Annotated in this window: 18 protein-coding genes and 1 pseudogene; 14 read left to right on the top strand and 5 right to left on the bottom strand. The window is 46.2% G+C overall.

Annotated elements, in window-relative coordinates; genetic code table 11:
* Positions 1-145: 145 nt before the first annotated feature.
* Positions 146-1,702 (bottom strand): UDP-N-acetylmuramate--L-alanine ligase, encoded by a 1,557-nt coding sequence (gene murC, locus QT973_RS05895; protein WP_333057142.1) that lies wholly within the window; start codon positions 1,700-1,702, stop codon positions 146-148.
* Positions 1,703-2,666: 964 nt separating this feature from the next.
* On the opposite strand from murC, the gene nadD reads away from it, so the two are divergent.
* Positions 2,667-3,398, top strand: coding sequence for a nicotinate (nicotinamide) nucleotide adenylyltransferase (gene nadD, locus QT973_RS05890; RefSeq protein WP_333057141.1), 732 nt, complete (start codon positions 2,667-2,669; stop codon positions 3,396-3,398).
* Here the strand turns inward: nadD and QT973_RS05885 are convergent.
* The 4 genes and pseudogenes from QT973_RS05885 to QT973_RS05870 form a co-directional block, all read right to left on the bottom strand.
* Positions 3,387-4,529, bottom strand: a complete 1,143-nt coding sequence (locus QT973_RS05885; RefSeq protein WP_333057152.1) for a transposase — start codon at positions 4,527-4,529, stop codon at positions 3,387-3,389. The genes nadD and QT973_RS05885 overlap by 12 nt on opposite strands.
* Positions 4,468-4,605: pseudogene (locus QT973_RS05880) on the bottom strand (IS607 family transposase); the annotation flags it as partial. The pseudogene QT973_RS05880 and the gene QT973_RS05885, both read right to left, overlap by 62 nt.
* Positions 4,606-4,682: 77 nt before the next feature.
* Positions 4,683-6,404, bottom strand: a complete 1,722-nt coding sequence (gene ltrA / locus QT973_RS05875) for a group II intron reverse transcriptase/maturase (RefSeq protein ID WP_333057140.1) — start codon at positions 6,402-6,404, stop codon at positions 4,683-4,685.
* A gap of 493 nt (positions 6,405-6,897) precedes the next feature.
* Positions 6,898-7,485, bottom strand: coding sequence for an IS607 family transposase (locus QT973_RS05870; protein ID WP_333057139.1), 588 nt, complete (start codon positions 7,483-7,485; stop codon positions 6,898-6,900).
* 658 nt (positions 7,486-8,143) lie between these two features.
* On the opposite strand from QT973_RS05870, the gene QT973_RS05865 reads away from it, so the two are divergent.
* The 13 genes from QT973_RS05865 (at position 8,144) to QT973_RS05805 (ending at position 18,486) form a co-directional block, all read left to right on the top strand.
* On the top strand, positions 8,144-9,163 hold the full coding sequence (locus QT973_RS05865) for a type I glyceraldehyde-3-phosphate dehydrogenase (protein ID WP_333057138.1): 1,020 nt from the start codon (positions 8,144-8,146) through the stop codon (positions 9,161-9,163).
* Positions 9,164-9,519: 356 nt separating this feature from the next.
* The gene (locus tag QT973_RS05860; protein WP_333390885.1) at positions 9,520-10,473 is read left to right on the top strand and encodes a GDP-mannose 4,6-dehydratase; all 954 of its coding nucleotides are present in this window, start codon (positions 9,520-9,522) and stop codon (positions 10,471-10,473) included.
* 22 nt (positions 10,474-10,495) lie between these two features.
* On the top strand, positions 10,496-10,738 hold the full coding sequence (locus tag QT973_RS05855) for a DUF5678 domain-containing protein (RefSeq protein WP_333273456.1): 243 nt from the start codon (positions 10,496-10,498) through the stop codon (positions 10,736-10,738).
* A 30-nt stretch (positions 10,739-10,768) separates the two neighbouring features.
* Positions 10,769-11,329 carry a sugar phosphate nucleotidyltransferase gene (locus tag QT973_RS05850; RefSeq protein WP_333273453.1) on the top strand — a complete coding sequence of 187 codons (561 nt, stop codon included), beginning with the start codon at positions 10,769-10,771 and terminating at the stop codon, positions 11,327-11,329.
* Positions 11,314-11,655 carry a sugar phosphate nucleotidyltransferase gene (locus tag QT973_RS05845; RefSeq protein ID WP_333273450.1) on the top strand — a complete coding sequence of 114 codons (342 nt, stop codon included), beginning with the start codon at positions 11,314-11,316 and terminating at the stop codon, positions 11,653-11,655. The genes QT973_RS05850 and QT973_RS05845 overlap by 16 nt, the downstream gene beginning before the upstream one ends.
* Positions 11,656-11,844: 189 nt before the next feature.
* Positions 11,845-12,834, top strand: a complete 990-nt coding sequence (locus QT973_RS05840) for an NAD(P)-dependent oxidoreductase (RefSeq protein ID WP_333273447.1) — start codon at positions 11,845-11,847, stop codon at positions 12,832-12,834.
* The gene (locus tag QT973_RS05835; RefSeq protein WP_333273444.1) at positions 12,827-13,573 is read left to right on the top strand and encodes a nucleotidyltransferase family protein; all 747 of its coding nucleotides are present in this window, start codon (positions 12,827-12,829) and stop codon (positions 13,571-13,573) included. Before QT973_RS05840 ends, QT973_RS05835 begins: the two co-directional genes overlap by 8 nt.
* A 161-nt stretch (positions 13,574-13,734) precedes the next feature.
* Positions 13,735-14,664: a putative sugar O-methyltransferase gene (locus QT973_RS05830; RefSeq protein ID WP_333390881.1), complete on the top strand. Its 930-nt coding sequence runs from the start codon at positions 13,735-13,737 to the stop codon at positions 14,662-14,664.
* Positions 14,661-15,275 carry an HAD family hydrolase gene (locus tag QT973_RS05825; protein ID WP_333273438.1) on the top strand — a complete coding sequence of 205 codons (615 nt, stop codon included), beginning with the start codon at positions 14,661-14,663 and terminating at the stop codon, positions 15,273-15,275. Before QT973_RS05830 ends, QT973_RS05825 begins: the two co-directional genes overlap by 4 nt.
* The gene (locus tag QT973_RS05820) at positions 15,259-15,969 is read left to right on the top strand and encodes a D-sedoheptulose 7-phosphate isomerase (RefSeq protein ID WP_333390878.1); all 711 of its coding nucleotides are present in this window, start codon (positions 15,259-15,261) and stop codon (positions 15,967-15,969) included. The genes QT973_RS05825 and QT973_RS05820 overlap by 17 nt, the downstream gene beginning before the upstream one ends.
* 17 nt (positions 15,970-15,986) lie before the next feature.
* Positions 15,987-16,445 (top strand): NUDIX domain-containing protein, encoded by a 459-nt coding sequence (locus QT973_RS05815; RefSeq protein ID WP_333390875.1) that lies wholly within the window; start codon positions 15,987-15,989, stop codon positions 16,443-16,445.
* Positions 16,446-16,457: 12 nt separating this feature from the next.
* Complete coding sequence (locus tag QT973_RS05810; RefSeq protein WP_333273432.1) at positions 16,458-17,522, top strand: GHMP family kinase ATP-binding protein; 1,065 nt, start codon at positions 16,458-16,460, stop codon at positions 17,520-17,522.
* A gap of 10 nt (positions 17,523-17,532) precedes the next feature.
* Complete coding sequence (locus QT973_RS05805) at positions 17,533-18,486, top strand: GDP-L-fucose synthase (RefSeq protein WP_333390871.1); 954 nt, start codon at positions 17,533-17,535, stop codon at positions 18,484-18,486.
* Positions 18,487-18,489: the final 3 nt, after the last annotated feature.

Raw genomic sequence — 18,489 nt, 5'->3', positions numbered from 1 at the left:
AAATCCTTAAAAATACCTTCGCTCGAAGACAGGGTTGAAAATCCATTTAGCTAACTTATGTCGCCCCTTTGAGCGAGCCGTCCGACAGAAGTTTCGACACAAAGTGCAACGCCATAATGTCGATCGACTCTACTCTGTTCGCGAGCTAATCGGGGCGATCGGCTTCTTGATAAAAAGCCATAACCTCTGGAATAATCTGATTCAGATTACCAGCGCCCAAAAACAGAGCCAAATCCCCCGGTTGCAGATTTTGGGTTAAAAACTGAGTGACTGACTCTAGGGAAGGCGCAAACTCAACCTCTCGGCCTTCTTTAGCAATCAAATCAGCAACCTGCTGCCCGCTAATCTCTCCTAAATTTGGTTCCCCAGCACTATAAATATCGCAAGCCACAACCAAATCAGCATCCCCAAAAGATTGAGCAAATTCTGGCAAAAATGTCAGAGTCCGGCTGTAACGGTGGGGTTGAAAAATTGCAACCACTCTTCGGGATTTGGGATTTTTTTCGCTACCTTCGATACGCAAGCGAGCGGCCGCCAAGGTGACACGAATTTCGCTAGGATGGTGAGCGTAGTCGTCCACAAACAGGATGTCATTGTGAAAACCCCGCACCTCAAAACGGCGACGAGCTCCTTCAAAGCCAGCAATCGCTTTGGCAATCGCCGAAAACTCTAACCCCAACAATCGGCCTACTGCTACCGCAGCTAGTGCATTGCTGAGATTGTGTGTACCCAGCAACTTCAACTCCATTTCCCCCAGGAAAGCTCCTCGCTCCCAAATTCGGGCCTTGGTACTTTCGGCCCCGTACTCCACGCCCGATGCCGTGTAGTCAGCACCGCTGTCCGGCTGCAAGCTATAACTGACATTAGGCTGAAGGGAATCTTTGACGATTTGGTCGTCAATGCAGCCCACCAAGGTTTGACAGTTTTGGGCAAACACCTTAAATGTGTCTATTACCTGGTCAAGGGTATCGTAATGGTCTGGATGATCCAGTTCCACGTTCGTTACTATGCCAATTTTGGCTACTAGCTTAACGAGAGAACCGTCGGATTCATCAGCCTCGGCCACTAAGTAGGGGCCTTCCCCCAAACGGGCATTGCCTTCCCAAGCATTTACCTCGCCTCCTACTACGATCGTCGGGTCTAGACCCGCAGCCATCAGCATGAAGCCGATTAAGCTGCTAGTAGTAGTTTTGCCGTGAGTCCCGGCTACGGCTATGCTTTGGTAATCTTGAATTAACGCTGCCAACACATCCGATCGATGAAAAATCGGACAGCCCAAATCTAAAGCAGCTCGATATTCGGCATTGGCTGGGTGAATAGCCGTCGAACATACTACTTGAGGCAATCCCGGAATTGCTTGGGCGCTTGAACCGTTGCCGTTAAATTGGACAGCTTCGGCTGTCGCGACAGAAGTTCCTACCGTACCCGCGACTATCGAGGATACTGCTCTTTCCTGTTGCCCGCAGTCGGGACTGCTACCGTTAAGGGCCGTTTCAAATAATTCAAAATTGCTGGCGTCTTGACTCCAAAAAATATGAGCTCCCATTCCTTGCAAGCGCTCGGTTATGTGACTCGATTTAATGTCCGAGCCGTACACAGGCAACTTGCGTTTAGCTAGAATGTAGGCAAGGGCTGACATCCCAATCCCACCAATGCCGATGAAATGAAATGGTCTACCGCTAAAATCAACAGAACTCGGCATCTTTGCTCCTCACACACCACACCACGCCAATAACACGCGATATCATATCAAGAATTGTTTTTTCAGGATACAGTTCGCTAGAGATTTTGTACAAAATTCTCTGCGTGTCCCTAGATTTGAGGGACTTGTAGAGATGTTTGTCTTGTATCCTATATGACTTAGTACCGAGTAGTTTTCCGGAACAGTCACAGCTCGAAAATTGCAGGTAACAGAAAACGGGGTCTGGGGTCGGGGCCAATAGACTAATTTTGGGTGGTTGCATACTCCTGCATTCTTTCTATTTCTATCCGCCTGCTGTGCTGGGATACGGCAGCAAAAGCCCCACAACCTTTCTACCAAGATTGAGGGTAAAACCCATAAGGATTTACAAACACTACCACGAACAACAAAATTTCGCTCATTTTGTAGTCATTTATCTACTCCTACGGTCATTTTTTCTTGAAAGTGAGAGATTGACACGATCGCAGCTATAGTATATATTCTGACTTTATTGTATATATACAAGTTATGCAGTTTGTCGAAATAGTCGCAAAGCCATAGATCAAACCAAATCATTGGTTTTGATCGAGAAGCCGATCGACGCTCTTGGCAGTCCTTAAAATTTTTACCAGTGCGCTAAGTATATCTACCGTCAAAACTTTTTCGGTAGCCCACAAACGAATGCTCAGGCGGTCGATCGCAAAACGAGAAACAAGTTGGGATTAATATTGGCAAGGTTAATCATCCAGTCCCGAAACCACTCCGACGCTCAGAAGCGGGTTTTTTAAGTCTTATTGAAGGTTTGGACGAATTAAGGGGGTTGAAAAAACCGGTTTCAGCGTCCAGGACGATCGTCGAAACTAGGGTCGTCTAGGGGTTTGTCGCCGATGTAAAGCGAGGGTTTTCTCATAAACGAGCTTATGGTTAAAAGCGTATAAACAGAAAATTGGCGCGATGTCTGTATTAATCCTGATTTGGGGGAAATATGGGGAAAATAGCGGTTTTGGGGGGGACTTTTGACCCGGTTCACTGGGGTCACGTGTTGGTAGCCGAAACGGCTGCGAGTCAATTTGCTCTCGATCGAGTCATTTGGGTACCGGATCGCTCTCCTCCTCACAAAGAGCGCCCGGATTTGGCAAGTTTTGAGCAGCGGCGGGAAATGCTTGCTCTGGCGATCGCCGATCGCCCAGACTTCGTAATTTCGCCGCGGTCGGCCAATCCCAGAGGCAGTTGTTTTGCGATCGACACCCTGCTGTATTTGCAAAAATTGTATCCCGGCGATCATCGCTGGTACTGGATTATTGGTAGTGACGCACTCCTTACTCTTCCCAAATGGCACCGGTGCGCCGAAATTGCCCGGTTGTGCGACTGGTTGGTGGCCCCACGTCCGACTCACGGAGATCGAGTGACAGCAGAAAGCAAGGAGAGTGGGGGACTGTCCGAGTGGGGAGATTATCCGGGTGGAAAACCCCTCGATTCCGGGGGAGACAGGATGCAGGTTCAGGCGACTGCTGTGGGCCGACGAGTTGCCGAACAAATGGCTCTTGTGGACGTGGAAATTCGCTGGGAAGTGCTGTCCATGCGTGCGATCGAGATTTCGTCCAGCCACATCCGCCGCTGCTGCGCCGAAAGGCTCGACCTCCGCTACTTAGTCCCGGAAGTTGTCGGGACTTATATTGCAGCCCATCAGCTTTACCAGATACATTTAACCCGGTAAATCCCGAACTAAGCCAGGAATCACCGTGTATGGCAAGATAGAAAAAGCAGCAAGCTCTCCTATCAAGGAGGTATCTCTCAAAGCTTTCAATAAAATATTGAAAGCGCCATTTTTGTCCCTGTCCAGAGTGTGTCCGCACTTTGGACATTTAAATATTTTAGACCCGCCTAATTTAGAATGAACGTGTCCACATTTGGAACAGATTTTCGATGTGTACTCTTCTGTCACGTCTACTACAACACCACCATGCTTGGTAGCTTGATGCTTCAACGTTTGTTTAAAGCGATAATGGCTCAACGTAACCATCGCTCTAGCCGTTTTAGTCGCCAACCTGCGTTTGCCTTTTTTGACCATTTGTTGTGTCTCAAAGGTTGGCAAGAAAATTAACTTGTACTTGCTTGTCAAATATTTTGCAGCTTTCTTGTGTAGTTCATTGACCAAGTTTTTAATCTTGCTCCTGATTGGGGCTGCTGATTTTCGCAGGCAATACCTTAGTCGCTTGAACTCTCTCCCTTTACTTACTCCAATACGGGACATTAATTTGTCTAGATGCCTTGCTAGGCGATAGATACGACCGATATCGTTTTTTCCTATTTCGATGAAGTCACTACCATCAAAACCAGTAAGAAAAGTTCTGACACCCGGATCTAAAGCAATAACTAAATCGCTCTCAATTGGCTTGATTTTTGGTACATCAATTGCATAGCAAATAAACCATTGCCTGTTAATCAAGCTAAGTGTCGGTTCGTGCTGCATTACCTCGATAATGGGCTCCGATGACTTGAATGTTAGTTCCTTAGTAGAAAGTGGGTAAAAAGTTCCTAGTTTCCAATTGGACGTTTGAAATCGGATAGTCTCAGATGCGTCGAAACGGCTTCTAAATTTTGCCGTTCCTTTTGTCTTTTTAGCTGCTTTGTGTGCTTCAAAAGCTTGGAACACTGCCATTTGACGCGGATTGTAAGGTTGTTCAGACACCCAACTAGGGGCTGAGTCCATTATTTTCTTCCTTAAGCCATACTTACCAATTTTTTCATCTTTCAGGATAGCAATTGCTTGATTGTAACACCATCTACTTGCTGCAATCCAACTCCTCCACTTCGCTGCTAGCTTGGTTTCCGGGTAAACTCGAATCTTCTTTGATAGCAGATTTGTATTTTCGCAAACCATAGAGTCGGCTGCTAAAGACGTGGATGATGGCAAGGATGTCGGGTAAGGAGGCATATGTCACCATATCCCCCTCCCCTAAGAACCGTACTTGATACTTACGCATCATAGGGCTCAAGCCTATGGCTTTCCAGATTGCTTACCTGTGTGTATGTGTATATGACAGGCTTTGTGTACATGGACGAGATTGACCTCATCTTCTGTACCTCCATCTTTAACTTTCGTTATGTGATGAAGATGTAGTTCTTCTCCGTTGAACAGATTTTCGCCACATACTGGGCATTTCCATTTCTGGTTTTCAGCGACTTTAAAGTATTTGGACTTTTTATCCCATCGAATTTTTCCGGTGGAGGTTCGCCGTTGTTCCCAGTATTTGGCTAGGGTGGGGTCATCGGGTGATGAGGTGTCTTTGACTTTGATATGGCGTATAATTGGTATCTGAGAAATTTTTCTTACAGATACTATTTTGGGTTTTCCATGTCTGTCTGGCACCTCTGTTGTGAAGTTCCATTCCTTCCCTTTTAATTCGCGGAAGTATTTATTCTTCACCCACTCTTTACCCTTTTTCAGGTGTCTCCTGATTGCCCATGCCCACAGCATTTTGTGAACCATGTGGTCAACGTAAGAGAATGTTTCTTTACTCACCCCCGCTCTGTAGTAGTTAGCCCATCCGATTAGCTGTTGATTGAGATGTGTTATTACGACATCTTGTGGAAGGCTTTTATTTACTCTCAACCAGTCACGCAGTTCTTGAAGGAATGCTAAAACTTTTTCCTTTTGAGGCTTGGTTAATAGTTTTCCTTTATACTGTCGTAGATTAAACCCAAGAAAGTTAATTCCTGTACCTATCTCGGCGATAGTGGTTTTGTCTTGGTTTAAAGTCAGTCCTCTTTCTTTCAACCAGTCCTCGACTATAGGCACTACTGCTTTAATATCTTCCTCGGTTCTAGCGGTGATTAGAAAATCATCAGCATATCGGATAAATCCGTATTTTGGTGATTTTACGTTCTCTTGCTGCCCCTGTCTCTTACCACTTTTTCGGATTTGGGTGGATATTTTTGTGTACTTCGTAAGAAGCTTATCCAATCCGTCTAGTGCAATGTTCGCCAGTAGGGGGCTTATTATGCCACCTTGGGGGGTTCCGCTAGTTGTAGGGTTGAATACCTCAGCTTCAACGTAACCTGCCTTTAACCATTGTTTAATTAGCTCTTTTCCTGGAAGCTCTTTGATTGCGTCGAGGATGAAGTCGTGGTTAATGTTGTCAAAAGCTCCTTTGATATCGGCATCAAGAACCCATGTGTCTTTACCTTTTTGTAGACGACTGAAGCATTGCTCTATTGCGTCATTGGTACTTCTACCTGGTCTAAAGCCATACGAATTAGCTTCAAACTTAGATTCAAAATGCGGCTCGTAAGAGTTTTTAACTATTGCCTGTAATACTCGGTCTTTGATAGTCGGAATGCCCAAAGGTCTTTTCTTACCGTCGGATTTAGGTATGTAAACTCTTTTGGTTGGAATTGCCTTCCAAGGAGTATAATTTCCCATTTCTTGGATTAGTTGTATTCTTTGTGCTGGGTTAAGAATTGTCTGGTCATCAATACCTGGCGTTCCCTTCCCCCGATTCTCCTGAGTAACTCGTCTTACAGACAATTGCAGGTTAGAATAACTCCGTAGCATAAGTTTCATAAGGTTTCTAACCTTATTCCACTCTTTGTTCTGGGTTGCCCGATAAATTCGCTGTCTTAGTTTCCTAACATTCTTCTTAATGGACTTCCAGTTAAGGTTTGCCCATTCTGAATTGAGTTCCGTGATTCCGATACCATTACTGGTTCTATCTTCCATCTTGGTTTGGATTCTTTACAGTGTTTTATCGTTTAAGACCAGTTGGAAGTTTGCAATCTTTCGATTCGGGGCAAATTTTGAACCCTTATCTCTTGCATTACACAAGAGCGTTTGCTTTCTCCAACCTCCTTTACCCTCTAGGTTTTCACCTTCCTTGCGGTTGGTTTACTCATAAGGATGAGAACCCATAGGGCTTACCATGTTTCGTGCGTTGAACATCCGTCTCATTTGGGTTCCTTCTATATTCCGGTAGAGGCTTAGTTCTTCCGTAGTTATTGAAGACATCTAACTACCGCTCTACTTACCTTTTGGTTGATGTGTATCAGCCTGATTTCACATCTTAATGGATAACGGAACTTAGGAAGATTCACTTTCGTTAACCCTCATGAGACTTTCCCTCGCTTGATTTACCCTTTTAGGCTAAGAGTATATTAAGCTTCTGTGCCTTGCTTAATGCCCATTTCATTACTTACTCTGAACACTGGCGGGGTCTCTATGACCCTTTTACATGGGAACAGGAAGAAAGAATTTCCTGGAGAAGAAGGCTCCTCAGTTCTTGTGGAACAGATTCCACTAATCGCACGACTTCATGTCGCACATCTTCAACCATTTCTCGTTCTGGAGACAACTCGTTTCTGCTGAGAACCATGAGTTGGCAATTGTTTTGCTCGCAGATCCATTTGATAAGGTCGCCACCAAACCGGCACAGTCTGTCTTGGTGTCCGACCACAACTGCTGAGATATCTCCTGACATGACTTGTCCCAGAAGGGCAAGAAGCGCTTTTCTTTTGAAGTTGAGTCCGCCTCCGATGTCTTTAAAGACTTTAGCTTGCGGATAGAGGCTTTGGAGGTAACTGACTTGCCTATCAAGGTCTTCGCGCTGTTTGTAGCTGCTGACCCTGGCGTAGATGGCTGTAACTCGGTCATGTCCGGTTCCGAGAACGCTGTCGATATCATAGCGTCGCTGGTTAGAGGGAGTTCTGATTGCTGATATTTTGCCGACAAGTTCCCAGTTTCTAAGGGTTTTGTCTGAGACTTGCAAGATTTTGCAAGCTTCTCGTGGTGTGACATATCTGGTCATCGCTAGGGGGTATTTTTGCGTTTTCCAACCATATTACCAGGTTCTACAATGATTTACCCGAATATTCTAAGAAATCGTTTACTTTGTAACATCAGTAAGCAGCAGCAGAAAGCCTAATGCCTTCTGCCTTGCAATTTCAGCCTTCTAGAAAAGTTCAGGTTTTTTGATAAACACAAAAAGTTAGAAAGGATCGAGCTTTGCGATATGATCTGGTGTCATCAGAAAGGTGGGCGGAAACCCCGTCGTTTTAAGACCGCTTTATATTAAACTATAGTTTGGTCAATGACCCACCCGCGACGATGGATTCAGACAGCCTAACGAGCGAAGTCCAGTACAACTGGCGGCGCAGACAAATCGGTAGACCGGGAAAAGAGGATAGGGCAATGGTAAACATCCCTGGAATCAAAACAACAGATAAGAATTCCTTTTAGGTATTCGACGCATAAAAACCGCTGGGCTAGCGGGGTTAGTCTGTGGAGCGAACATAAGACCAGAAAACTCCTTGTGGGTGGAGGCAGTTGCGATGAAGCAGAAACTCAAATCGTGAGGTTTGGGAATCACCGTGGCTTTAGTCCGGTGAGAATGTCAAAAGTCAATTCTTAAATTTTTCCAAAATTTAAGCCTGAGCTAGGGGCTGCCATCGTTAGGAGGTACTAAAGTGATTCGAGTCGCGATCAATGGTTTTGGACGTATCGGGCGCAGTTTTGCGCGCTGCTGGCTGGGCAGAGAAAACAGCCAGCTAGAGTTGGTAGCTATTAATGACACTTCCGATCCCAGAAGTAATGCTCACTTGCTCAGATACGATTCCATGATGGGAACGTTGAAGAATGTGGACATCAGTGCGGATGAAAATTCCATTACCCTAAATGGGAAGACAGTTAAATGCGTGAGCGATCGCAACCCGCTAAACTTGCCTTGGAAAGATTGGGGTATTGATCTGATTATTGAATCAACCGGCGTCTTCGTTGACCAAGCTGGTGCATCGAAGCATATCACTGCCGGCGCTAAAAAAGTGCTAATTACCGCTCCCGGCAAGGGTTCTGAAGTTGGCACTTATGTGATGGGAGTCAACCACCACAACTACAAGCACAGTGACTACACAGTCATCAGCAATGCTAGCTGTACTACCAACTGTCTGGCTCCTGTACTGAAAGTGCTGCACGAAAATTTTGGCATCGTCAAAGGCATGATGACCACTACCCACAGCTATACTGGCGACCAGCGCTTGCTGGATGCTAGCCACCGCGACTTGCGGCGGGCCCGGGCGGCAGCAATGAATATTGTGCCGACTTCTACCGGAGCAGCACAAGCTGTGGCTTTGGTGATTCCAGAATTGAAGGGCAAGTTAAATGGTATCGCCATGCGCGTCCCGACTCCTAATGTGTCGGTAGTTGATTTTGTGGCTCAGGTAGAGAAAAAGACTTTTACCGAGCAAGTAAATCAAGTTTTCAAAGAAGCCGCCGAAGGCTCCATGAAAGGGATTTTGGAGTACAACGATTTGCCTTTAGTTTCATGCGACTATCGCGGAAGTGATGCTTCTTCGATTCTGGATTCCAGCTTGACGCTGGTGATGGATGGCGACATGGTGAAGGTTTTGGCTTGGTACGACAATGAGTGGGGCTACAGTCAGCGGGTGGTTGACTTGGCTGAATTGGTCGCCGAACGTTGGGAAGGTTAGATCCCTGACTTCTTTCCGGCAGTCCAGCCGTCCGGCAGGGGTTGAAACCCCTGCCTCAAAGCTAAAGTCCTCTTAAGAGGACTGAGAAGAAGACTTTTAAACTTATTAGTCTTCTTAAAAAAAGTCAGAAGAAGACTTTTAAACTCATTAGTCCTCTTAAGAGGACTTTAGCTATTAGACAGGGAATTCATTCCCTGGCGGACTAGGGAGTGGCCGACAGTCAGCTTAAGTAAAATCCAAAATATGTAAGTTGGGTTGAACGATAGCAAACCCAACCTACTTCTTAGTCTGCGGAGGCAGATTTTGTTTGTGTAGGATCGGTTTCAACCGCCGAATCATCAAAGTAAATAGTTTATATGAAAAAAGCACTGATTTGTGGTATCTCAGGTCAGGACGGAGCTTATTTAGCTAAACTGCTGCTCGATCGAGGTTATGAAGTTTGCGGCACATCCAGGGACGCCCAAATGTCTAGTTTCGGAAACCTGGCCCGTTTGGGCATCCGAGACAGAGTAAAACTAGAATCCATGTCTCTCAACGATTTTCGCAGCGTTTTGCAAGTGCTTGCCAAAATAGAGCCAGATGAGGTGTACAATCTAGCAGGTCAAAGTTCCGTCGCTCTGTCTTTTGAACAACCCGTAGAAACCCTCGAAAGCATTGCCACAGGCACATTGAATCTGTTAGAAGCAATTCGGTTTACAGGCGGAAAAATTAAACTTTACAATGCCAGTTCCAGCGAATGTTTTGGGGATACCGGAGGCAGTGCAGCGGATGAAAATACGCCTTTTCGCCCCAGAAGTCCTTACGCGGTAGCGAAAGCAACGGCATTTTGGGAAGTAGCGAATTATCGAGAAGCGTACAATTTGTTTGCGTGTTCTGGTATTTTGTTCAATCACGAGTCGCCGCTGCGGCCGGAGAGGTTCGTCACCCAAAAAATTGTATCTGTTGTCTGCCGAATTGCTGCAGGTAGTTCCGAAAAACTGCATTTGGGAAATATTTCAGTGCAGCGAGACTGGGGTTGGGCGCCGGAATATGTGGAGGCGATGTATTTAATGTTGCAGCAGGAAGAACCGGACGATTATGTAATTGCGACGGGTGTAAGTTATCCTTTGGAGGAGTTTGTGCAGACAGCGTTTATTGCTGCGGGTTTGGATTGGCAGGAACATTTGGTAACGGATGCGAGTCTTTACAGACCGACGGAGATTGCAGTTGGGAGGGGAAATCCGGGTAAGGCCAAAGAAAAATTGGGCTGGGAGGCGAAGTATAAGATGCATGATGTGGTGCGGATGATGGTAGATGCGAGGATGAGTTGAGGGAAAATTATGAGGTGAAAATATGGAAGGAGAATATGCAACAGCTAAGGAGTGGTATAAAGCTAATCGCCGGGAGTTGAAGAAATATCGGGGTCAGTGGATCGCTTATACTAACCGAGGGGTGATTAGTTGCGATCGGGATTATCGAAAGATGAAGGACGGGATTCCGGCTGATATACCTAAATTGGGTTATTTGCTCGATCGCATATTTGAAAGCGAGTTTATTGAGCCTGTTCGCTTCCCAGGATTCCACTGTTGTAACTAGAGAGTTGATGAGGTTTACAACGGTGAAAAAATGCAAGTAGTTATACTAGCCGGCGGTTTGGGGACACGTCTCCGAGAAGAAATAGAATTTCGTCCCAAGCCCCTAGTTGATGTGGGCGGGCGACCGATTCTCTCGCACATTATGAAGACCTATGCCCACTACGGATTCCTGAACTTTATTGTATGCTTGGGCTACAAAGGCAACATGATTAAGGAGTATTTCCTGAATTATGAAGCGATGAATAATGATTTTACTATTAGCCTGGGCCGCCAAAATCAGATTACCTATCACGAAGAACACCAGGAGCAATATTTTCAAGTAAGCCTGGCGGAAACTGCCTGGGAAAGCATGACTGGAGGGCGCGTCAAGCGTATCGAAAAATATATCGACAGCGATAATTTTATGGTAACATATGGAGATGGCCTAGCTGATGTAGATATTAATCAGCTAGTTGATTTTCACAATTCTCACAGGAAGCTAAGCTGTCACGCATTTAAATTGCATATTCAGGGCGGGCGAGACGCCCAACCCCTACTCCCCACAAGACTTAGATTATTTTTTGACATTCAATTTAAATGCACAACAGGTTAGCAACTATAACTGCGGTGCAACCAGTTTCTCGCTACGGAATTTTACAACTAGACGGTGAGGGGATCGTCAAGAAATTTATCGAAAAACCTCTGTTAGATGGGGTGGCAAGTGCGGGATATATGGTACTCAACCGTCGCATTTTTGATTATTTGGGGGGAGATGACTGTGTTTTAGAACAAGAACCACTGCAGCGTTTGGCTGAGGAAGGGAAGTTGATGGCATACCGTCACGACGGTTTCTTTTTCGTGATGGATACTTACCGGGAGTATAAGTATTTGAACGAATTGTGGGATAATGGGGAGGCTCCTTGGAAGGTGTGGGCATAAGGGAGGAAGCTGGGAAGATGAGCGAGCGGTCTGTTAAGCTCTAAATACTGTAAAAAAGAACCTAGTTGAGAGAGTTAGTTTCACTAAAGTATTGTTCATCCTCTGATAAATAAATTAGGCTTTAAGTCAATGAAACGGGGTGGGACGCGAACAAGCTTTCTCGTTTAGCTGATCACAGGTGTTGATTTTATGAACCGGACGCTTTATGATGACTTGACAGGTGTTGGAGTAAACAAAAAAATGACTGTGAATGTACTTGTTACTGGAGGCGCTGGCTATTTAGGTTCAGTTTTGTGTGAGCATCTACTCAACGCTGGATACCGAGTCACCGCAATCGACAACCTTATCTACAATCAAAATACCCTCTTCCATCTTTGTGCCAACCCCGCCTTTGATTTTATCCTCGGCGATGTACGGGATGAAGAATTGATGCAGCGCTCGATTAAAAATGCAGATGTCATTATACCTCTAGCCGCAGTTGTCGGAGCCTCAGCTTGCAAACGCGACCTCAGCCTAACCAAATCAACTAATCTGGAGGCCATACAGCTCATCAACCGCCTTCGCAGCCCGCAACAGCTAGTTATTTACCCCAATACTAACAGCGGTTACGGCACTAAGAGCGGCGACACCTACTGTACCGAAGATACGCCACTAGATCCAATTTCTCTGTACGGTCAAACCAAAGTTCAGGCCGAATTAGAACTGTTGGAAACCCCCAACGTCGTCACCCTCCGCTTAGCTACAGTATTCGGCATGGCCCCCCGAATGCGACTGGATTTGCTGGTAAACCACTTTGTTTACACCGCCATTACGGACGGCTACCTGGTAATTTTTGAAAAAGACTTCAAGCGCAATTACATACACATTCGAGATGTAGCAGACTGCATGATTCACTGCATTAAAAACTCCGATCGGATGGTAGGAAAACCCTACAACGTCGGGCTGGATGCAGCTAACTTATCAAAAGCTGAATTAGCGCTAAAAGTCAAGGAGTACGTGCCCAACTTCTACATTCACTTTGCACCTATAGGTAGCGACCCTGACAAGCGAAATTACATCGTTTCCAACCAGCGGTTGCGAGAGGCTGGCTTTGAAGCTAAACGATCCATAGATGATGGCATCAAAGAACTGCTCAAAGGATACCAAATGCTCGGAAGGTCGGCTTTTAAAAATGTCTGAATCTAAGAAAAGTTTCAGTTTGTCTGACCCCCAAGCTTGTACGGCAGTTATTCTTGCGGGCGGATTGGGAACGAGGCTGCGATCGGTCGTTCGTGACCGCCCTAAAGTCCTAGCTGAAGTTCAAGATCGCCCCTTCTTAGCATACCTCTTGCAACAGTTAGCCCGATCGGGCATCAAAAAAGCTGTCTTGTGTACAGGCTACATGGGCGAACAGGTAAAAATTGCCTTCGGTGATGCCTGTGGCAGTATGCGCCTCTTATATTCTCAAGAAACCTCCCAACTAGACACTGCCGGAGCCTTGCGCTTGGCGCTGCCACTGATTCAGTCTAGTTCTGTGTTGGTGATGAACGGAGACTCTTTTTGTGATGCGAATTTGGGCGAGTTTTGGGCGTGGCGGGCCGGCAAAGGCGCAGAGGTAGCGCTACTGCTCACCCAAGTGTCCGACACTAGGCGTTACGGTCGAGTGCAAGTGGACGCGGACGGGCGAGTGCTGAAGTTTGAAGAAAAGGGCGCTACTGAGGGGTCTGGCTGGATTAATGCTGGCATCTACTTGCTCGATCGCTCCCTGCTTTTAACTATTCCCGAAGGCATTCCTGTATCCTTGGAGCGAGAGATGTTTCCCGCTTGGATGGAGCGAGGGCTTTACGGCTACGGCAATCAAGGTCGATTTCTAGACATTGGTACGCCTGAATCATATGCTGTAGCAGAGAACTTTTTTCGGGGAATGAAATCAAATTAAATTGACTGTTGACTAACTTAAGGAGCTAGATTATGAACCCAAGCTACAGAATTTTGAATGCTGGCGATGAAGAATTCCTTTTAAAGAGAATCCAAGTAGCTTCTTCAAACAAAAATGAAATGGTCTCTTCGGAATGGAGAAAATACTTGGAGATCAAGTCTATGCAGGATATATCTGTTGAACGCTTAGATAATTTAGCTAATCCCACATCTGGGCTGACCTATGGATTTTATGGAAGGACAACTGACGATTCTCTCCCTCTCTCTTACGAGCTATATCAGGGAGAATCAATTTATCAAAAAATTATTCAGATCCCAGAACCAGATGCTGGCAACCCTCCTAAGAAGTTTGCTCTCGGCAGTCAAAATGTTTCGGGAAATTTTCTGCGACAGGCTTATTTTGCATTTAAGTTGCTTGCCAATATCAAGAAAGAGCCGGATGTCATAGTAGAAATCGGAGGAGGATACGGTTTACTATCCTATATCTGGAAAGTGTTATTCCCCAAATCCAAGGTAGTGATAGTAGACATTCCCGAAAGTATATTATTGCAATACCATTTTTTAAAACAAGCTCTCCCCGATATTCGGATCGGGCATTTATTAAAAGGTCAAGATGCCCAATCTGATTTAGGAACAGGAGTAGCCATTGAAGATGCAGATATTACTCTCGTAGAATGCAATGCAATAAATTGTTTAGATATCAAGCCAAATGTCGTGTTGGCCTTGGCTAGTTTTCAAGAAATGACTGTCGAGGTAGTAGATAGCTATGTGCAATGGGTCGAGAAAAGCATAGGCGATGGCGGCTACTTTTTTGTTTACAGTTGTCACGGTTTAGACCCATTGGGGTATCAGTCACCCGCTGATGTTAATCTTGATGATAAATGGCAAGTAGTCAGTTGCGAACAGTCAACATTGGTGGCAAATAATTATCATCACCTTCAGTTAATATATCAGCGAGATCAAAGTGCGGATTGTTTAGTTCCCGAAAAAAGAAGGATGATTCTCAACGATTATTATCACAGTTTGACCGCAAGAGATCATTCAAAAATGAAAGAATACCAAGACTTGCTTTTGGGCGAACAAGTCAAATGAATACAGATTTGAACTTCCGATGTAAGACTATGCAGCGGCGTTTTGTTTTGCTAGACCGTGACGGCACAATTATTAAGGAGTGCCACTATCTATCTGACCCGTGCCGGGTAGAACTGCTGCCGCGGGCGGCTGAGGGTTTGCGCCTGATGCAGGAAATGGGGCTGGGTTTGGTTGCAGTCACAAATCAATCTGGCATTGGTAGAGGCTTCTTTGATGAGGTTCGTCTCGGTAAAATTCACCAACGACTGCGGGAACTTCTAGCCCATGCAGGTGTCTACCTAGAAGATATTTACTTTTGCCCGCATACTCCCCTAGACGACTGTCAGTGTCGCAAACCGCGAACGGGTTTAGTAGAACAGGCAGCAGAAAAATACGGGTTCAACCCCCAAGATACCTTTGTCATCGGTGACAAGCCTTGCGATATCGAGTTGGGGCAGAGGGTAGGAGCAATAACCTTCCTAGTGCGAACGGGTTACGGTGCTGAGGTGGCAGCTAGCCAAACTCTTTCCCCTGACTACGTGGTAGATGATTTGCTCGAAGCGGCGCGGATTATTGAGCGCTTAATAGCTCTAGAAACAAGGAAAATAGTTAATAATGCAGCTAGACTTTGAACTATTGGGTGAGAAAATGCAAAAGCGTGGCGCGATCGCAAACGAGGAGTTAACCCCTGGCAGTAGAACCGCTACCGATTTAGAACAAACAAGCCGATTGGGCTTTGAGCAAGCTGTCACGCTGCACTTGCAAGAAAGTGCTGACATTAAGCGCCAAATTGCCTCAGCCTGTATGGATTCAATTCTCGATGCTGCTGAGCTAATTGCAGAAGCGTTTCGTACTGGTGGGAAATTAATGCTGTGTGGCAACGGTGGCAGCGCAGCGGACTGTCAGCACTTAGCGGCTGAATTTGTCAACTGGCTGAGTAAAGACTTTCAGCGCCCCGGATTGCCTGCGATCGCACTCACAACCGATACCTCATTTTTAACCGCCTTTGCCAATGACAGCAGTTTTGAAAGCGTTTTTGAGCGTCAATTACAAACCCTGGGAAAACCCGGAGACGTATTGATCGGCATCAGCACCAGCGGTAGTTCACCCAACGTGGTGCTCGCCATCGCCGCCGCTAAAAAAATGGGAATAGCGGCGATCGCCCTTACTGGTACCGGTGGTAAACTAGCTGCGATCGCAGACGTAACCATTGCCGTACCCAGCACCAACACCGCGTACATCCAAGAAGGACATTTGGCAGTGGAACACATCTTGTGTAGCTTAGTCGAATCTCATCTCTTTAGTGAGCGGGGAGCAACTGCGTGAACCCCATCGCAGAAAAAATGTATGCTCAGAAGGCAGCCGATGCAAATACTCGCGTCAGAGTGGGTGCCGCCGCGATCGTCCGAGACTCTCGTGGCTGGATATTGCTTGAAAAACGGAGCGACTGCGGTCTGTGGGGGCTGCCTGGAGGCAGAATTGAGGCGGGAGAATCTGTCAGGGAAGCAGCAGTGCGAGAGGTGAAAGAGGAAACCGGACTTGATATTGAAATTACGCAGCTATTAGGCGTTTATTCCGAACCAGACGAATTCCGTATAGTCACCTTTTTGGATAACGGCGACGTTGTTCAGCTAGTCGATATCATACTAGAGGCAAAAATAATATCTGGCGAACTCGAACCAAGTAGTGAAAGCGAAGCATTGCAGTTTTTCAACCCCGATGCTTTGCCACCAGACATTGTACCGCCTGCTCGGACGCCGCTTCACGATTTCCTCCAAGGGCTGACAGGGATGATCCGTTAAAACTGAGACAACATGATTATTAGCAGAACGCCATATCGGATTTCTTTCTTTGGTGGTGGCACAGACTATCCAGCCTGGTATCGCCAACACGGAGGTGCTGTCATCGCAGCTTCTATTAACAAATACTGCTATCTGACCTGTCGCTATCTCCCACCATTCTTTGAACATAGAATTCAGGTACTATGGTCGAAAGTTGAAACTTGTCAAACTATTGATGAGATAGAGCATCCAGCAGTTCGAGCCGTCCTAGGCTACTTGAAACTAGACCGAGGAATTTCTATTCTTCATGATGGCGATTTGCCAGCCCGGAGTGGCATGGGGTCAAGCTCCGCATTTACTGTGGGCTTGCTGCACGCATTGTATGCTCTGCAAGGTCAAATGCCCAGCAAGCAACAGCTAACAAAAGAAAGCATTCACGTAGAGCAGGAAATTTTAAAAGAAACAGTTGGGTCTCAAGATCAAGTGCTGGCTGCCTATGGCGGTCTCAATCACGTTAATTTTCTGCCGAACGGTGAAATTTCTGTCAGGCCCATGACGCTGAGTCCAGAGCGCATCACGGAACTAAACTCTCACCTGATGCTGTTTTACACGGGCATTAAGCGTACGGCTTCAGACGTTGCCGATAGTTATGTCAGCGACCTAGATGCCAAAAGGCGGCAGTTAAGGATTATGAAAGATTTAGTAGAAGAGAGCATTGGGGTTTTAAAAAGCGATCGCGACTTAACTAGCTTTGGGGAACTGCTCCACGAAACGTGGCAGGCAAAACGTTCTTTGAGTGAAAAAGTTTCCAATCCCCAGGTAGACGAACTTTACGAAATGGCTCGCTCTGCCGGTGCCGCCGGTGGCAAGTTGACTGGAGCTGGCGGCGGTGGCTTCTTGTTGCTGTTTGTCCCTCCCGATCGCCAGCCAGAAGTCAGAGAAAAGCTCAACAAGTTGCTCCACGTACCGTTCAAATTTGAATTTTCTGGGAGTCAAATTATCTTTTTTGACCCCCAAGAAGATTACTCAGCCCTAGAGAAACTTCGCGCCAACCAAACAGTAGACGCTTTTCGAGAATTAACTCAAACTTCGCCGTAGGAGAGACGCCGTGGACAAAAACGCCAACATCTATGTGGCAGGGGGGCAAACTCTGATCGGAGCCGCCCTGTTACGGCAACTAGAACAACAGGGCTACAAGCACCTGGCAGGCCTTCCCCCAGCAGAGCCGGATCTTACCGACAGGGAACAGGTGAGCGACTTTTTCGCTAGCAACAAGCCAGACTATGTGTTTCTGGCAGCGGGGAAATCGGGAGGCATCAGCGCCAACCAAAAATATCCCGCTGACTTGATGCTTGACAATTTGTTGGTAGTATGCAATGTCATCGACTGTGCCTATCGCTGCGGTGTCAAGAAACTGCTCTACCTGGCTTCTTCGTGTAGTTATCCCAAACACAGCCCGCAGCCAATGCAAGTAGAGTCACTAATGACAGGCAATTTGGAACCTACTAACGAAGCTTATGCTGTGGCTAAGATTGCTGGCATTAAGCTATGTCAAGCCTATTGCCAGCAATACGGTGCAAATTTCATTAGCGGGATACCAGCCAATGCTTTTGGCATTGGGGATGACTTCAGTTTGGAGGAGTCTCATGTCATACCAGCGCTGATCCGCAAAATGCACGAAGCAAAAATTGCAGATGCAGAATTTGTAGAGATTTGGGGAACTGGTACTCCTCGGCGGGAGTTTATTTTAGCGGACGATTTAGCAGATGCTTGTCTTTTTATTATGGACAAATATGACGAAAAAAAGCCGATTAATATAGGCGGTGGGTTGGATTTATCTATCAAAGAACTCGCTGAGTTGATTAAAGACGCAGTTGGTTATCGAGGGCTTTTGCGCTTTGATACTAGGAAGCCAGACGGAATGCCGCTGAAAGCTCTTGATTCTAGTAAACTGAGTTCAATGGGATGGCAGCCGAAAACGTCTTTTTATGCTGCTGTATCGCTGACTTACGATTGGTTCTTAAGTAATTGTCAAGCCAGCATTGCGACTGGAGTTCAATAGGGA

Source organism: Microcoleus sp. Z1_A1, from assembly GCF_036700305.1.
GTDB lineage: Bacteria > Cyanobacteriota > Cyanobacteriia > Cyanobacteriales > Microcoleaceae > Microcoleus.
Note: the sequence above shows the minus strand (reverse complement) of the source record. Positions and strands in the feature narration are given on the sequence as shown.

Bases quoted from the DNA above. Each gene is read 5' to 3' on its own strand.
- murC (WP_333057142.1), bottom strand. From the start codon at position 1,702: ATGCCGAGTTCTGTTGATTTTAGCGGTAGACCATTTCATTTCATCGGC.
- nadD (WP_333057141.1), top strand. From the start codon at position 2,667: ATGGGGAAAATAGCGGTTTTGGGGGGGACTTTTGACCCGGTTCACTGG.
- ltrA (WP_333057140.1), bottom strand. From the start codon at position 6,404: ATGGAAGATAGAACCAGTAATGGTATCGGAATCACGGAACTCAATTCA.
- QT973_RS05870 (WP_333057139.1), bottom strand. From the start codon at position 7,485: ATGACCAGATATGTCACACCACGAGAAGCTTGCAAAATCTTGCAAGTC.
- QT973_RS05860 (WP_333390885.1), top strand. From the start codon at position 9,520: ATGAAAAAAGCACTGATTTGTGGTATCTCAGGTCAGGACGGAGCTTAT.
- QT973_RS05855 (WP_333273456.1), top strand. From the start codon at position 10,496: ATGGAAGGAGAATATGCAACAGCTAAGGAGTGGTATAAAGCTAATCGC.
- QT973_RS05850 (WP_333273453.1), top strand. From the start codon at position 10,769: ATGCAAGTAGTTATACTAGCCGGCGGTTTGGGGACACGTCTCCGAGAA.
- QT973_RS05845 (WP_333273450.1), top strand. From the start codon at position 11,314: ATGCACAACAGGTTAGCAACTATAACTGCGGTGCAACCAGTTTCTCGC.
- QT973_RS05840 (WP_333273447.1), top strand. From the start codon at position 11,845: ATGAACCGGACGCTTTATGATGACTTGACAGGTGTTGGAGTAAACAAA.
- QT973_RS05835 (WP_333273444.1), top strand. From the start codon at position 12,827: ATGTCTGAATCTAAGAAAAGTTTCAGTTTGTCTGACCCCCAAGCTTGT.
- QT973_RS05830 (WP_333390881.1), top strand. From the start codon at position 13,735: ATGCAGGATATATCTGTTGAACGCTTAGATAATTTAGCTAATCCCACA.
- QT973_RS05825 (WP_333273438.1), top strand. From the start codon at position 14,661: ATGAATACAGATTTGAACTTCCGATGTAAGACTATGCAGCGGCGTTTT.
- QT973_RS05820 (WP_333390878.1), top strand. From the start codon at position 15,259: ATGCAGCTAGACTTTGAACTATTGGGTGAGAAAATGCAAAAGCGTGGC.
- QT973_RS05815 (WP_333390875.1), top strand. From the start codon at position 15,987: ATGTATGCTCAGAAGGCAGCCGATGCAAATACTCGCGTCAGAGTGGGT.
- QT973_RS05810 (WP_333273432.1), top strand. From the start codon at position 16,458: ATGATTATTAGCAGAACGCCATATCGGATTTCTTTCTTTGGTGGTGGC.